The organism is Quadrisphaera granulorum (genome assembly GCF_003149145.1).
In the GTDB taxonomy this organism is placed as follows: Bacteria; Actinomycetota; Actinomycetes; order Actinomycetales; family Quadrisphaeraceae; genus Quadrisphaera; species Quadrisphaera granulorum.
The window spans coordinates 23107-37759 of the sequence record NZ_QGDQ01000039.1 but is presented as its reverse complement, the minus strand read 5'-3'; the positions used below and the strand labels follow the sequence as shown (position 1 = coordinate 37759).

Annotated in this window: 13 protein-coding genes and 1 pseudogene; 3 read left to right on the top strand and 11 right to left on the bottom strand. The window is 72.1% G+C overall.

The annotated features are described in order from the left end of the window. The 11 genes and pseudogenes from BXY45_RS20945 to BXY45_RS20895 all read right to left on the bottom strand — a co-directional run. Window positions 1-188: pseudogene (locus tag BXY45_RS20945) on the bottom strand (transposase); the annotation flags it as partial. 89 nt (window positions 189-277) lie between these two features. Then, on the bottom strand, window positions 278-1378 hold the full coding sequence (locus BXY45_RS20940) for an adenosine deaminase (RefSeq protein WP_109776467.1): 1101 nt from the start codon (window positions 1376-1378) through the stop codon (window positions 278-280). Then, window positions 1378-1560, bottom strand: a complete 183-nt coding sequence (locus BXY45_RS20935) for a hypothetical protein (protein WP_211319804.1) — start codon at window positions 1558-1560, stop codon at window positions 1378-1380. Before BXY45_RS20935 ends, BXY45_RS20940 begins: the two co-directional genes overlap by 1 nt. A 106-nt stretch (window positions 1561-1666) precedes the next feature. Further along, window positions 1667-3025, bottom strand: coding sequence for a thymidine phosphorylase (locus tag BXY45_RS20930; RefSeq protein ID WP_109776465.1), 1359 nt, complete (start codon window positions 3023-3025; stop codon window positions 1667-1669). Between the two features lie 161 nt (window positions 3026-3186). Beyond that, window positions 3187-3591, bottom strand: coding sequence for a cytidine deaminase (locus BXY45_RS20925; protein ID WP_211319803.1), 405 nt, complete (start codon window positions 3589-3591; stop codon window positions 3187-3189). A gap of 11 nt (window positions 3592-3602) precedes the next feature. Further along, window positions 3603-4886, bottom strand: coding sequence for an ABC transporter permease (locus BXY45_RS20920; RefSeq protein WP_211319802.1), 1284 nt, complete (start codon window positions 4884-4886; stop codon window positions 3603-3605). Next, a complete protein-coding gene (locus tag BXY45_RS20915; RefSeq protein ID WP_211319801.1) occupies window positions 4883-6088 on the bottom strand; it encodes an ABC transporter permease in 1206 nt (401 codons plus the stop codon). Before BXY45_RS20915 ends, BXY45_RS20920 begins: the two co-directional genes overlap by 4 nt. A gap of 94 nt (window positions 6089-6182) precedes the next feature. Further along, window positions 6183-7787 carry an ABC transporter ATP-binding protein gene (locus BXY45_RS20910; RefSeq protein WP_109776463.1) on the bottom strand — a complete coding sequence of 535 codons (1605 nt, stop codon included), beginning with the start codon at window positions 7785-7787 and terminating at the stop codon, window positions 6183-6185. Between the two features lie 127 nt (window positions 7788-7914). Next, on the bottom strand, window positions 7915-9009 hold the full coding sequence (locus tag BXY45_RS20905; protein ID WP_109776462.1) for a BMP family lipoprotein: 1095 nt from the start codon (window positions 9007-9009) through the stop codon (window positions 7915-7917). Between the two features lie 289 nt (window positions 9010-9298). Beyond that, window positions 9299-10519: an amidohydrolase gene (locus BXY45_RS20900; protein ID WP_211319800.1), complete on the bottom strand. Its 1221-nt coding sequence runs from the start codon at window positions 10517-10519 to the stop codon at window positions 9299-9301. Window positions 10520-10537: 18 nt separating this feature from the next. Next, window positions 10538-11701 (bottom strand): mannose-1-phosphate guanylyltransferase, encoded by a 1164-nt coding sequence (locus BXY45_RS20895; RefSeq protein ID WP_109776461.1) that lies wholly within the window; start codon window positions 11699-11701, stop codon window positions 10538-10540. A gap of 264 nt (window positions 11702-11965) precedes the next feature. Between BXY45_RS20895 and sdhC the strand changes: the two genes are divergently transcribed. The 3 genes from sdhC to sdhA are packed head-to-tail and all read left to right on the top strand — an operon-like array spanning window position 11966 to window position 14649. Continuing rightward, entirely contained in the window at window positions 11966-12358 is a 393-nt protein-coding gene (sdhC, locus tag BXY45_RS20890) for a succinate dehydrogenase, cytochrome b556 subunit (RefSeq protein WP_109776475.1), read from the top strand. A 13-nt stretch (window positions 12359-12371) separates the two neighbouring features. Next, a complete protein-coding gene (locus tag BXY45_RS20885) occupies window positions 12372-12848 on the top strand; it encodes a succinate dehydrogenase hydrophobic membrane anchor subunit (protein WP_109776460.1) in 477 nt (158 codons plus the stop codon). A 34-nt stretch (window positions 12849-12882) separates the two neighbouring features. Next, window positions 12883-14649, top strand: a complete 1767-nt coding sequence (gene sdhA, locus BXY45_RS20880; protein WP_109776459.1) for a succinate dehydrogenase flavoprotein subunit — start codon at window positions 12883-12885, stop codon at window positions 14647-14649. Window positions 14650-14653 lie beyond the last annotated feature (4 nt).

Genomic DNA, 14653 nt, shown 5'->3' with positions numbered 1-14653 from the left:
AGCATCCGCGGGTCGTACGCCATCCGCCCGGTCCCGCCGCGGCGGTAGCGCTTGTTCAGGGCGGTGATGTCCAACTGCGCGACGATGTCGCGCAGTACCCACACGACGTCCTCGACCAGCCAGTCGCGGATGTCGGGGGCCAGCAGCATCGGCTGATCCACATCGAAGGACCGGAACTGGCGCGCCACCGGCACATGATCGCGTCCCCGCCGCTACAGCGGCGGGGGCGCACCCCGCTTTATGCAACAGGCTCGATCACGGAGGGGGACGGGTGGTGTCAGTCGGTCCAACCGGGCAGGACGACGTGCTCCAGCAGCGCCATCCGCTCGTCCTGGCCGATGAACGCCGCGTCAAGCGCGTCGAGAGTGACCTGGCGGAAGTCGTCCCAGCCCCAGCCGGCTTCCTCGGCCAGGAGCACCATCTCGTCGGTCAGCGTGGTACCGGTCCAGAGTCTGTCGTCGCTGGACAGCGTGATGGTGAAGCCGAGGTCGCGCAGCGCGGTGACCTGGTGCCCGGCGATCGACGGCGACGTGCCCGTCTGCGTGTTGGACCGCGGGCACACCTCGAGCGGCACCTGCCGGTCGCGCACGTAGGAGGCCACCCGGCCGAAGTGCGGCCGCGCCGACGCGTGACCGCTGCCAGCCGTGGCGCTGTCGTCGCCACCCACGGTGACGTCCTCCAGCACCCGCACGCCGTGCCCGAGGCGGCTGGCGCCTACGGCCAGGGCCTGCGCCACCGACTCCGGGCCGACGGCCTCGCCGGCGTGCACGGTGAACGGGAACAGCTCGGAGCGCAGCAGCGCGAACGCTTCCGCGTGGTCGGTGGCGGGGAACCCGATCTCCGGGCCGGCAATGTCGAAGCCGACCACGCCCGCGTCACGCCGCGACAGCGCCGCGCGCGCCGCCTCCAGCGACCTGTCGGCCTGGCGCATCGCGCAGACGATCGCCCCCACGCGGATCGGGCGCCCGGCGTCGGCGGCCTCCGCGGCACCGGCATGCAGGCCGGCGAGCACCGCGTCGAGCACCTCCTCGATGCTCAGCCCACCTGCGGTGGACAGCTCCGGCGCGAACCGGCTCTCCATGACGACGACGCCGTCCGCGGCCAGGTCGAGCACGCTCTCGCGCGCCACCCGCTCCAGCGCGTGGGGCGTCTGCAGCACCGCGGTGGTGTGCGAGAACGGCTCGAGGAACGCTGCGAGGGAGCCGGAGTCGGCCTGGCGCTGCACCCAGGCCGCCAGCGCCTCGGGCGTGCTCTCGGGCAGGTCGTGGCCGATCTCGTCGGCCAGCTCCAGCAGGGTGGAGGCGCGCAGGCCGCCGTCGAGGTGGTCGTGCAGCACCACCTTGGGCGCCCGGGTCAGACGCTCGCGCAGGTCGCTCATCAGCGGATCTCCTCGTCGTCGTCCTCGTCGAGGTCCGGAACCACGAGGCGCTGGTCGATGACGTCGGCCTCGGAAGCCTCCACGTCGCCGAGGGGGAGCGCGAGGTCGGCGGCGGCGTCGTCCTCGTCGGGGACGGCGGGGCGCAACTGGTCGGCAGCGTCGGCGGGGTCGGTCTCGCTCACGCCTTCCAGGCTAACCACGCCCCTTCCCGCACTTTCCGCGGCAAGTGCGCCAACGACTGTCCGGGAGCCGCACTTGCCGCGGAAAGTGCGGGAAAGAGGAGGGTGGTCAGCCGATACGACCGAGGACGACGTCGACGGCGCCCACCCCAGCCGGCGACGCCGCCGTGCCAGCGGGGCTGACGTCCCACCCGCCGTCGAGAGCGGCCAGAGCGCGGTCGAAGCGCTCCGGGGTGTCGGTGTGGAGCACGGCGAGCACGTCGCTCGAGCGCACCACGTCACCGGGCTTGGCGCGGAGCTCCACCCCCGCCCCGGCCTGCACGGACTCCCCCGCGCGGGCCCGTCCCGCGCCGAGCCGCCACGCGGCCAGGCCCACGGCCATGGCGTCGAACCGAGTGAGCACGCCGTCGGCGCCGGCGCGCACCTCGTGCGCGTGCTTCGCGACTGGCAGCGCGGCGGCGGGGTCTCCGCCCTGCGCAGCGATCATGCGGCGCCACACGTCCATGGCGCGGCCGTCGGCGAGGGCGTCGGCCGGGTCGACGTCGCCGCGGCCCGCAGCGGCCAGCATCTCCCGCGCCAGGGCCAGGGTGAGGTCGACAACGTCGCGCGGCCCGCCCCCGGCCAGCACCTCGACGGACTCGCGGACCTCCAGGGCGTTCCCGGCGGTCAGGCCCAGCGGCGTGGACATGTCCGTGAGCAGTGCGACCGTGCGCACCCCCGCGTCGGTGCCGAGGTCGACCATGGTCCGGGCGAGCTCCTCGGCGTCGTCCCGGTTCTTCATGAACGCGCCGGTGCCGACCTTGACGTCGAGCACGAGCGCGCCGGTGCCCTCGGCGATCTTCTTGCTCATGATGGAGCTGGCGATGAGCGGGATCGCCTCGACGGTGCCGGTGACGTCGCGCAGCGCGTAGAGCTTCTTGTCGGCGGGTGCGAGCCCGGAGCCGGCGGCGCAGACCACCGCCCCGACGTCCTCCAGCTGGGCCAGCATCTCGTCGTTGGACAGCGCGGCACGCCATCCGGGGATCGCCTCGAGCTTGTCGAGGGTGCCGCCGGTGTGACCGAGCCCGCGGCCCGACAGCTGCGGGACGGCGACCCCGCACGCCGCGACGAGCGGGGCCAACGGCAGCGTGATCTTGTCACCGACGCCGCCGGTGGAGTGCTTGTCAGCCGTGGGGCGGCTCAGCCCGGAGAAGTCGAGCCGCTCGCCGCTGGCGATCATCGCCGACGTCCAGCGGGAGATCTCGCGGCGGTCCATGCCGTTGAGCAGGATCGCCATGGCCAGCGCGCTCATCTGCTCGTCGGCCACCGCGCCGCGGGTGAACGCGTCGACCACCCAGTCGATCTGCGAGTCCGTGAGCGCGTGGCGGTCGCGCTTGGCGGCGATCACCTCGACGGCGTCGTGAGGTTCGGTCTTCTGCGCAGACGTCGGGGCGGGCTTCTGTGCGGGCGCGGAGGCGGGCTGGCTCACGCCGCTCACCCTGCCACTGTCGCGCAGCCCTTCCGCAGCCGAGCGCCTCGTCGCGGTTCGAGCCCCCCTCCGAACCGCAACTAGGCGCCCGGCTGCGGTTTGTAGGGCTCAGGAACAGCGTTCGGTCGCCCGGCTGCGGTTCGGAGAGGCGACGACGGCGGTCAGCCGCGGTCGAGCTCCTCGGGGCCGAAGCCCTGCGGCAGCACCTCGGCCATCGTCAGCACGCCCTCGGGCGTCGAGACGAGCAGCGAGCGGCCCCCGTGCTCGAACAGCAGCTGACGGCAGCGGCCGCACGGCATGATCAGCCGGGCGTCGTCGCCCCCCACACAGGTGAAGGCCACCAGCCGGCCCCCACCACCGGCCACCAGCGACGACACCAGCCCGCACTCCGCGCACAGCGTCACGCCGTAACCGGCGTTCTCCACGTTGCACCCGGTGACCACGCGCCCGTCGTCGACGAGCGCCGCCGCCCCCACCCTGAACCGCGAGTACGGCGCGTAGGCCCGCTGCTGCACGTCGCGGGCGGCCACCAGCAGCCCGTCCCAGTCGACGTCCTGATCTCCCACAGGGGTGCTCCTCACTGCTTGACGTAGGGCTGACCGTCGGCGGCGGGCGCGCGGACCCTGCCGACGAGACCGGCGACGGCGAGCACCGTCGCCAGGTAGGGCGCCATGAGCAGGAACTGGCTCGGCACCGGCGTGGAGATGGAGCTGAGGATGTCCTGCAGGTTGGTGGCCAGGCCGAACAGCAGGGCCGCGGCGAGCGCCCCCTTCGGCGAGTACCGCCCGAAGATCATCGCCGCGAGGGCGATGTAGCCCTTGCCGGCGCTCATGTTCTGCCCGAAGGCGAGGCTGGCACCGAGCGTGAGCATCGCGCCGCCGAGACCCGCCAGCGCCCCGGCGATGAGCACGTTGACGAACCGGGTGCGGTTGACGTTGATACCGACCGTGTCCGCCGCGCGCGGGTGCTCACCGACGGCGCGCACCCGCAGACCCCAGCGGGTGCGGAACAGCGCGACGTGCACGACGGCCACGGCCACGTACATCAGGTAGACGATCACCGACTGGTTGAACAGCACCGGCCCGAGCACGGGAATGTTCGACAGCAGGGGGATCGCGACGGGGCCGAGACCGGGCGGGGAGTTGAGGGACCGGTCCGCCGAGAGCACGGTGCTGAAGAGGTAGTTGGTCAGCCCCAGCACGAGCACGTTGAGCACGACACCCACGATGATCTGGTCGACCAGGTAGCGGATCGCGAAGATCGCGAGCAGCAGCCCGACGAGCGCTCCGGCGAGCGGCGCGGCGAGCAGACCCAGCCAGGCGCTGTCGGTGGCGCTGGCGACGACGGCGGACAGGAAAGCCCCGGCGAGCAGCTGCCCTTCGATGGCGATGTTCACCACGCCGGCGCGCTCGGACACCACGCCGGACAGCGCCCCGAACACGAGCGGCACGGCGAGCACGAGCCCACCGCCGAGCAGACCGACCAGGCTGATCCGCTGGCCGGCCACCACCCACACGAGGAACCCGACCACCCACAGCGCAGCGAACAGCGGCACTGCCCACCGCGGCGCCGGCCGACCCGCCCTGCGGGCGAGTTCGACGACGACGACGAGCGCCACGCAGGCCAAGCCGATGACCCAGCCCGACGGGCGGCCCGGCAGCGGCAGGTCGGGCAGCGAGACGGCCGCTCCCCCGCCGGACAGCGCGAAGGTGGAGCTGCCGGCGGGGCCGAAGCCGCCGAAGAGCAGGAGCGCGAGCGCCGCGAAGGCGGCCATGACCCACACGGGGCGAGCGCTGCTGCGCTCGACGGGGGCGGCGGCCGCAGCGGGCGCCGTCGGCTGGGCGGGGGCTGAGGTGCTCACGCGGCGGCTCCCTGGCGCTCGGCGGTCGGGGCGGCACCATCGGCAGAGTCGGTGCTGCGGCGCTTGCGCGGCTCCAACCTGAAGATCGACCGCACCAACGGCGGCGCGGCGATGAGCAGCACGATGACCGACTGGACCACGAGGACGATGTCGATGGGCGTCCCGGTCTGGGCCTGCATGAGCACGCCCCCGGCGCGCAGCGCACCGAACAGCAGGCCCGCCAGCACCACCCCGAGCGGGCGTGAGCGCCCGAGCAGCGCCACCGTGATGGCGTCCGGCCCGATCGAGCCGGCGATGCCGCCGGTCAGCGACTTCTCCGTCCCCAGCAGCTGAGCCGCTCCGGCCAGCCCGGCGAGGGCACCGGCGGCCACCATGACGCCGACGTAGGCCGCGGAGACGCTCATCCCCGCGGTGCGCGCCGCGGCGGGGTTGGCGCCGACGGCGCGCCAGCGGAAACCGACCGTGCTGCGCTCCAGCAGCCACCAGACGAAGGCCGCAGCGACGAGCACCACGAGGAAGCCCAGGTGCAGGCGGAAGCTGTCACCGAGCAGCAGCGGGAAGGCCGCCGAGTCGTCGATGGGCGGGCTGATGGGGTTGGAGGCGCCCTCGCGCTGGAAGGCACCGGTGGTGAGCAGGTAGGCGAGCAGGTACAGCGCGACGTAGTTGAGCATGATCGTGGTGATCACCTCGGGGGCGCCGGTGCGGGCGCGCAGCACGCCGACCAGCCCTCCCCACAGCGCACCGCCGATCACCGCCGCGAGCACCGCGACCAGCAGGTGGATGCCCACCGGCAGGTGCAGGCGGAAGCCCACCCAGCCGGCGAGGATCACCCCGAGGATGAGCTGGCCCTGAGCACCGATGTTGAACAGGCCCACACGGAAGGCGAGCGCCACCCCGAGCCCCGCGGCGATGAGCGGGGTGGCCACGGTCAGCGTCTCGGTGATGGGCCTGATCTGCCGCGTCGCGGTGGCGGCCTGCGGGTCATAGATCGCTCCGCGGAGCATCGCGCCGTAGGCCTCGGTGGCGGCGCGCCAGCCCGCCGAGACCGCATCGGTGGGGCGCGCGAAGAAGTAGCCCATCGCCGCCTGGGTGTCGGGGTCGGTGAGAGCGATGAGCACCCCACCGAGCACGAAGGCGACGACGACGGCGAGCAGCGACACCAGCCAGCTGCTGCGCCGCACGTCCTCCAGCCAGGACTTCACCGCTCGGACCTCTCCGTCGTCGTCGTCACAGTGATCGTGGTCACAGTGATCGTGGTCACCGTCATCGTGGTCACCGTCATCGTGGTCAGCAGGTTCACGTCGTGACCACCGGGTCGTCGCCGGCGTCGGCGGCGGCCGCCTCGACCTCGCTGGGGTAAGCGGCGGCCTGCGCCACCGCTTCGGCCTCGGGGACGCCCGCCATCATGAGTCCCAGCACGTCCCGGAGGTTCTCGTGGCGGTCGGCGGGCACCACGCCCACCACCCGACCGCGATACATCACCGCGATCCTGTCGGCGAGGGCGAGCACCTCGTCGAGCTCGGTGCTCACGATGAGCACGGGGGTGCCGGCGTCGCGCTCGGCGACGATGCGCCGGTGCACGAACTCGATGGAGCCGACGTCGAGGCCCCGGGTCGGCTGCGAGGCGATGAACAGCTGCAGCGGGCGGCTGAGCTCGCGGGCGAGCACCACCTTCTGCTGGTTGCCGCCGGACAGGGTGCCCGCGGCGACTTCCGGGCCGGAGGCGCGGACGTCGAAGTCGCCAATGAGCTGCGTGGCATTGGCGCGCAGCGCCGTCCTGTCGAGGGCGGGTCCCTTCGCGAAGGGCGCGGCGCGGTGCCTGTCGAGCACGAGGTTCTCCTCGATGGAGAAGGTGCCGACCAGGCCGTCGTGGGTGCGGTCCTCGGGGACGAAGCCGACGCCGGCGTCGAGCACCTCCCGGGTGCGCAGCCCCACGAGCTCCGTCTCGCCGAGCCGGATGGAGCCGGTGACGGCGTCCTGCAGACCGACGATGGCCTCGGTGAGCTCGGTCTGGCCGTTGCCCTGCACCCCGGCGACGGCCAGGACCTCGCCGCGGGCGATGTCGAGGTCGACGCCGTCGACGACGCGGGTGCCGGCGTGGTCGCGCACCACCAGGTCGCGCACGCGCACCGTGACCTCGCCGGTCTTCGGGGGTGCCTTCGTCACGCCGAGGGAGACGCTGCGCCCCACCATGAGGGCCGCCAGCTCGTTCTCGGGAGCGCTCGGGTCGGCTGACCCGACGACCTTCCCGCGGCGGATCACGGTGATGCGGTCGGCGATGGCCCGTACCTCGCGCAGCTTGTGGGTGATGAAGACGATCGAGGTCCCTGCGGCCGTGAGCTGGCGCATGATGGCGATGAGCTCGTCGGTCTCCTGCGGGGTGAGCACGGCGGTGGGCTCGTCGAGGATGAGCACCTTCGCGTCACGAACCAGCGCCTTGAGGATCTCGACCCGCTGCTGCACGCCGACGGGCAGGTCTTCGATGAGGGCGTCGGGGTCGACGGCGAGGCCGTACCGGTCGGACAGCTCGCGCACCCGGCGGCGGGCGCCGGCGAGGTCGAGCAGACCGACCCCCTTGGGTCCCTTCGTCGGCTCGTGCCCGAGGACGACGTTCTCCGCCACGGTGAAGACCGGGACGAGCATGAAGTGCTGGTGCACCATGCCGATGCCCGCGGCCATCGCGTCACCGGGGCCGGTCAGCTCCAGCGGCCTACCGTCGACGAGGATCCGGCCGGCGTCCGGGCGGTACAGCCCGTAGATGACGTTCATGAGGGTGCTCTTGCCGGCGCCGTTCTCGCCGAGCAGGCAGTGCACCTCCCCGGGAGCCACCACGAGGTCGATGCCGTCGTTGGCGACCAGCGACCCGAACCGCTTGGTGATCCCCTCGAGCGCGAGCTCCACGCCCGCACCTCCTTCCGAGAACTGCAGCTGATGACTGCCAGCTGATGACCGCCAGCTGATGACCGCCTGGACGCGATCGGGCCCCTCGGCACGCTACCGAGGGGCCCGATCGCTCGACCAGGTCAGGTCACGGGGTCGACTGCGACTCGACCTTGATGGCGCCGCTGGCGATCTGCTCCTGGAGAGCGGTCACCTCGGTCTTGAGCTCCTGAGGAACCTGGGAGTCGAGGTCGTGGAACGGCGCGAGCGAGACGCCGCCGTTGTCGAGGGTGCCGACGTACGGCTGGGAGGAGAAGGTGCCGTCGAGCTCGGACTTCACGGCCGCCTGGACCGCCGTCCCGATCTCCTTCACCACCGTGGTGAGGATGATGTCGCGGTAGTCGGGCTGGGTGTTGTAGCCGTCGGAGTCGACCCAGATGACCTTCACGTCCTTGCCGCCGTCGTTCGCGGCCTTCGCCGCGGCGAGCGTGCCGGAGCCGACCGGACCGGCGACCGGGAGGATGATGTCGGCGCCCTGGTCGATGAAGTTCTGGCTGGTGTTGCGGCCCTTGGTCGCGTCGGTGAAGTCACCCGTGAACGAGCCGTCCTGGGTGGCCTTGTCCCAGCCGAGCACCTTGACGGCCTTGCCCTTGTCCTGGTTGTACTTCGCGACGCCGTCGCTGAAGCCGTCCATGAAGATCGTCACGGACGGGATCTTGATGCCGCCGTAGGTGGCGACCGTGCCGGTCTTGGACATGCCCGCCGCGACGTACCCGGCCAGGTAGGCGGCCTGCGCGGTGTCGAACAGCAGCGGCTTCACGTTGTCGCGGGCCGGGGTGACGGTGGAGTCGACGATGGCGAACTGGGTGTCCTTGTTGGCGTCGGCCTGCTGGCCGAGCGCATCGGCGAGGAGGAAGCCGGACGCGACGACGAGGTTGCAGTTCTGCGAGACGAGGGTGGCGATGTTCGGCGCGTAGTCGGCATCCGACTTCGACTCGACGGAGGCGATCTGGATGCCGTCCTCGCTCTTGGCCTTCTCCAGACCCTCCAGGCCGGCCTGGTTGAACGACTGGTCCTTGAAGCCGCCGCCGTCGGAGACGATGCAGCCCTTGAAGGACGCGCCGGATCCTGACGCGCTCGCCGTGGTGGAGGCACCCTCGCCCGAGGTAGCCGGGGCCTGGCCACAGGCCGCCAGGAGCGCCAGGGCGCCAGCGGCCGCGACGCTGCCGAGAATCTTCTTCACGAGTTGAGTCCCTCCCGCAGCCGCAGGGCGCCGCGCGATGTGGTCCGGCCCGGGACCCCGCGGTCGCGGAGTCCGCTGAGGGCGGGCAGGGGCGCTGGCCGCGCCCTCGGGCGACGTCGTGGCGAGGCTAGGCGGCCTTCCCCGTGAGGCACGAGGGCCGTGTCGCGATCGCAACCTTTCCGTGACCCGAGCACCTCACCACGGTCATTCACCTGCGGAAGTGCACTGCGGACGGTGATGGTCCGGCCACGGAGACCGCAGGCGGCGTGCCAGGCGGGTGCAGACGGCATCAGACGGGTGGCAGACGCAAGCTCTCGATCGCAGCCGACGCCAGCAGCCGGGCGCCGTGCGCGATGGCCCGCTCGTCGGCCTCGAAGTCTCCCCGGTGGAGGTCGTGGGTGGGGCCACCCGGTGTGCGCGTGCCGAGACGGGCCATGGCGCCGGCGGTGTGCTGCAGGTACCAGGCGAAGTCTTCCCCGCCCAGGCTCTGGTCGGTGGGAACGGCCGCGCCCTCCCCCAGCTGGTCTTCGGCGGCGCGCTGCAGCAGCCCGGTGCTCACGGCCTCGTTGACCACGGGCGGCACACCGCGCTGCAGGTCGACCTCGGCGCGCAGGCCGTAGGGCGCCACCACCTCGCGCACCACCTGGGGCAGCAGGTCGCCGGCGTCCTTCCAGGCGTCCTGCCGGACACAGCGCAGCGTGCCCTCGGCCACCCCCACCCGGGGGATGGCGTTGGCGGCGCCCCCGGCGCTGATGCGGCCCCACACCAGTGAGACGCCGGCGCGCGGGTCGAGCCGGCGCGACATCACCGCGGGTACCTCGGTGACCACCTTGGCGAGCGCGAAGACGAGGTCACCGGTGAGGTGCGGCCGCGAGGTGTGACCTCCGGAGCCGTGCAGCTCCACCTTCACCTGGTCGAACGCGGAGGTGATGGCCCCCACGCGCAACCCCACCCTGCCGACGTCGGTGTGGGGGTCGCAGTGGACCGCGAAGATGCGCTCGACTCCCTCGAGAGCCCCCGCAGCCACGACACCGAGCGCGCCGCCAGGGGTGACCTCCTCGGCGGGCTGGAACACCAGGCGCACCCGCCCCGGCAGCTGACCAGCGCGAGCGAGGTCGGCCAGCACCAGCCCGGCGCCCAGCACCACGGCGGTGTGGACGTCGTGTCCGCAGGCGTGCGCCACCCCCGGCACCGTCGAGGCCCAGGGGCTGGACGTCTCGTCAGCCAGGGGCAGCGCGTCGAGGTCGGCGCGCAGCGCCACGGTGCGGGCCCCTGCGCCGACGTCGCAGACCAGACCGGTTCCCGGAAGGAGGCGGGGCTCCAGCCCGGCGGCCCGCAGCTGCTCGACCACCCGCGCCGTCGTCCGGTGCTCCGCGTGGGAGGTCTCGGGGTGCGCGTGGATGTCGCGCCGGAAGGCCACGAGGGCCTCCAGGCGCGGGGTGAGCAGCTCGGTCAGGGAGCGGGGGCGGGTCGCCGCCCGCTCCGGGGACCGGCGGACGTGGTAGGTCACCGCAGGATGATGCTCGCCTCAGACGAGATCGTCGCGTCCACGGTCTCGCCAGGCGCCCACGAGACCCTTGACGGACTGCGCATGTTCACGCGTGGTGACCAGCAGGGCGTCCGGCGTGTCGATGACGACGGCGTCCGGCACGCCCAGCACCGACACGGTGCGACCAGGCACCCCACTGCCGGCAACGACCACGCCCGTGGCCGCCAGGCCAAGCACCTGCGCCTCGTCTCCCAGCACCGCCAGGCCCTCGCCGGCCCCCGGCAGCAGGGTGGCGAGGGAGTCCCAGTCGCCGACGTCGTCCCACCCGAAGGTCCCCGGGACGACGGCGACGCCGCCCGCGGCGGCCACCGGCTCCGCGATGGCGTGGTCGATGGCGATCTTCACCAGGCCTGGCCAGAGGGCGTCGAGCACCTTCTCGCGCTCGGGGCCGTCCCAGGCCGCGGCGATCTCGCGCAGACCGTCGGCCAGCGCCGGGAGCTGCTCGTGCAGGTGGCCCAGCAGCACGCCGGTGCTCACGACGAACATCCCGGCGTTCCAGCGGTGCTGCCCGCCGGCCACGTACTCGGCGGCCGTGGCGGCGTCAGGCTTCTCGACGAACTCGGCCACGCGCAGCGCATCGGGGGCACCGGGCACGTCCAGCGGCCCCGAGGCGCGCACGTACCCGAAACCCGTGGCCGGCCCGGTCGGGGTGATGCCGATCGTCACGACCTCGCCGGTACGGGCGACGGCGACGGCCTGGGCGACGGCCGCACCGAAGGCGGCGGCGTCGTCGATGACGTGGTCGGCGGCGAAGGAGCCGAGGACGGCGTCGGGACCGTCGCGGTGTTCCAGGACGGCGGCGGCCAGGCCGATCGCGGCCATCGAGTCGCGCGCGGAGGGCTCCAGGAGGAGGTTGCCCTCGCGCAGGTCCGGCAGGGCCGCGCGCACGGCATCCGCGTGGGAGCGGCCGGTGACCAGGAGCAGGTGGTCGGCGCCGGTGAGCGGCTCCAGCCTGTCCCAGGTGGCCTGCAGCAGCGACCTGCCGGCGCCGGTGAGGTCATGGAGGAACTTGGGCGCGCGAGCGCGGGACAGCGGCCAGAGGCGCGTGCCAGCTCCGCCGGCCGGGACGACGGCGGCGAAGCCCTCGATGCGGACGGGAGCACTGACCGGGTTACCGACCGGAGTGGCGTGAGCGGCAGTCACGGCGCCACCCTGGCACAACGGCGTGAGGCGTAGGTCACCTCGGCGCGCGGTCCGGGGGGCGCAGCACCCGCACGGCGCTACGCTCACCAGCGACGCCGCTGTCCCGGTCGGATCTCAGCTCGTGGTCGGCCACGTGCCGGCACATGGGTCTGCACGCAGGTCAGGTCGAGCAGGGCGCCGCTCCACTCACGCAGGGTCCCGCACTCCACCGAGACCCCGCACCTCACGGGATACAGGGAGGCGCACTCCGTGGCACGCACGCTGATGCCGACGGTCTCAGGACCCACCGGCACCCTCTACCGAGGACGCGAGGGCATGTGGTCATGGGTGGGTCACCGCATCACCGGTGTCCTCATCTTCATCTTCCTGCTCGTGCACGTGCTCGACACCGCTCTCGTGGTGGTTTCCCCCGAGGCGTACGACGCCGTGATCAGCAGCTACAAGAACCCGATCGTGGGCATGGGAGAGGCCGGCCTCGTGGCCGCCGTCCTGTTCCACGCGTTCAACGGCATCCGCGTGATGCTCATCGACTTCTGGTCGAAGGGCCCCCGCTACCACCGCCAGCTCTTCTGGGGCGTCATCGCGGTGTGGGTGCTGCTGTTCGTGCCGTTCATGGTGCGACACCTGTCGATCATCTTCTCCCCGGTCCACGGCTGAGAGGGGCATCCCGATGACCGCCGTCCAGTCCACGCCCGGCCCGTCCGACGCGATCGACGCGCCGCGCTCGCCGTACCGGCGCAGCAAGCCCACCCGGACCAACTTCGAGCTCTACGCGTGGTTGTTCATGCGCATGAGCGGCGTCCTGCTCGTCGTCCTGGTCCTGGGGCACCTCTTCATCAACCTCATGCTCGGCGACGGCATCCACCAGGTGGACTTCGCCTTCGTGGCGGGCAAGTGGGCCTCACCGTTCTGGAAGGTCTGGGACCTCGCGATGCTCTGGCTCGCGATGCTCCACGGCACCAACGGCGTCCGCACGATCATCAACGACTACGCCGAGCGCAACGGCACCCGCTTCTGGCTGAAGATGGGGCTCTACGCAGCGTTCACGCTCACCGTCGTGCTGGGGACGCTCGTCATCTTCACGTTCGACCCGTGCCCGATCGGCGCGGACCCGGCGCTGCTGCCCGAGTTCTGCCCCGCCCGCTGACAGCCCGCTGAGCTTCGCTCGAGGAGGACACCCCATGGCTGAGGTCCAGGTCCACAGCTACGACGTGGTCATCGTCGGCGCCGGCGGCGCCGGCATGCGCGCGGCGATCGAGGCGGGCCAGCGCGCCCGCACCGCCGTGCTCACCAAGCTGTACCCCACGCGCTCCCACACCGGCGCGGCGCAGGGCGGCATGTGCGCCGCCCTCGCCAACGTCGAGGAAGACAACTGGGAGTGGCACACCTTCGACACCGTCAAGGGCGGCGACTACCTCGTCGACCAGGACGCCGCCGAGGTCATGTGCAAGGAAGCCATCGACGCCGTCCTCGACCTCGAGAAGATGGGGCTGCCGTTCAACCGCACCCCCGAGGGCCGCATCGACCAGCGCCGCTTCGGCGGGCACACCCGCAACCACGGCGAGGCCGCCGTGCGCCGCTCCTGCTACGCGGCCGACCGCACCGGCCACATGATCCTGCAGACTCTCTACCAGCAGTGCGTGAAGCACGAGGTGGAGTTCTTCAACGAGTTCTACGTGCTCGACCTGCTGCTCACCGACGTCGACGGCGTCAGGACGACGGCGGGCGTCGTGGCCTACGAGCTGGCCACCGGCAACATCCACGTCTTCCGCGCCAAGTCGGTGGTACTCGCTACCGGCGGTGCGGGCAAAGTCTACAAGACCACCTCCAACGCGCACACCCTCACCGGTGACGGCATGGGCATCGCGTACCGCCGCGGCCTGCCCCTGGAGGACATGGAGTTCTTCCAGTTCCACCCGACGGGCCTGGCCGGCCTCGGCATCCTGCTGAGCGAGGCCGCCCGCGGCGAGGGCGGCATCCTGCGCAACGGCGAGGGCGAGCGCTTCATGGAGCGCTACGCCCCCACCATCAAGGACCTCGCCCCACGCGACATCGTCGCCCGGTCGATGGCCAACGAGGTGCGTGAGGGCCGCGGCGCCGGCCCCAACAAGGACTACGTGCTGCTCGACCTGACGCACCTGGAGCCGGCGCACATCGACGCGAAGCTCCCGGACATCACCGAGTTCGCCCGCACCTACCTGGGCGTGGAGCCGTACACCGAGCCGGTGCCGGTCTACCCCACCGCGCACTACGCGATGGGCGGTGTCCCCACGGACGTCACGTCCCAGGTGCTGGCCGACAACACCACCGCCGTCCCCGGCCTGTACGCCGCCGGTGAGGTCGCGTGCGTGTCGGTGCACGGGTCCAACCGCCTGGGCACCAACTCGCTGCTCGACATCAACGTCTTCGGCAAGCGCGCAGGCATCGCCGCGGCCAAGCACGCGCTGGCCACGGAGACCTTCGCGGATCTGCCGGAGAACCCCGAGGCCGACGTCATCGCCATGATCGAGGGGCTGCGCGCCTCCACCGGCACGGAGCGCGTGGCGGTGCTGCGCCGTGAGCTGCAGGAAACGATGGACGCCAACGCCCAGGTGTTCCGCACCGAGACGACGCTCAAGCAGGCGCTGGCCGACATCGACGGCCTGCGCGAGCGGTACGCCCGCGTCGGCGTGCAGGACAAGGGCCAGCGGTTCAACACCGACCTGCTCGAGGCCGTGGAGCTGGGCTTCCTCCTGGAGCTGGCCACCGTCATCTGCGCCGGTGCGCTGCACCGCACAGAGAGCCGCGGCGGCCACTTCCGCGAGGACTACCCCAACCGCGACGACGCCAACCACATGCGCCACACCATGGCGTACCGCGCGGTCGACGAGAACGGCCACGAGGGCGTGCGGCTGGACACCAAGCCGGTCGTGACCACCCGCTACCAGCCGATGGAACGGAAGTACTGACACC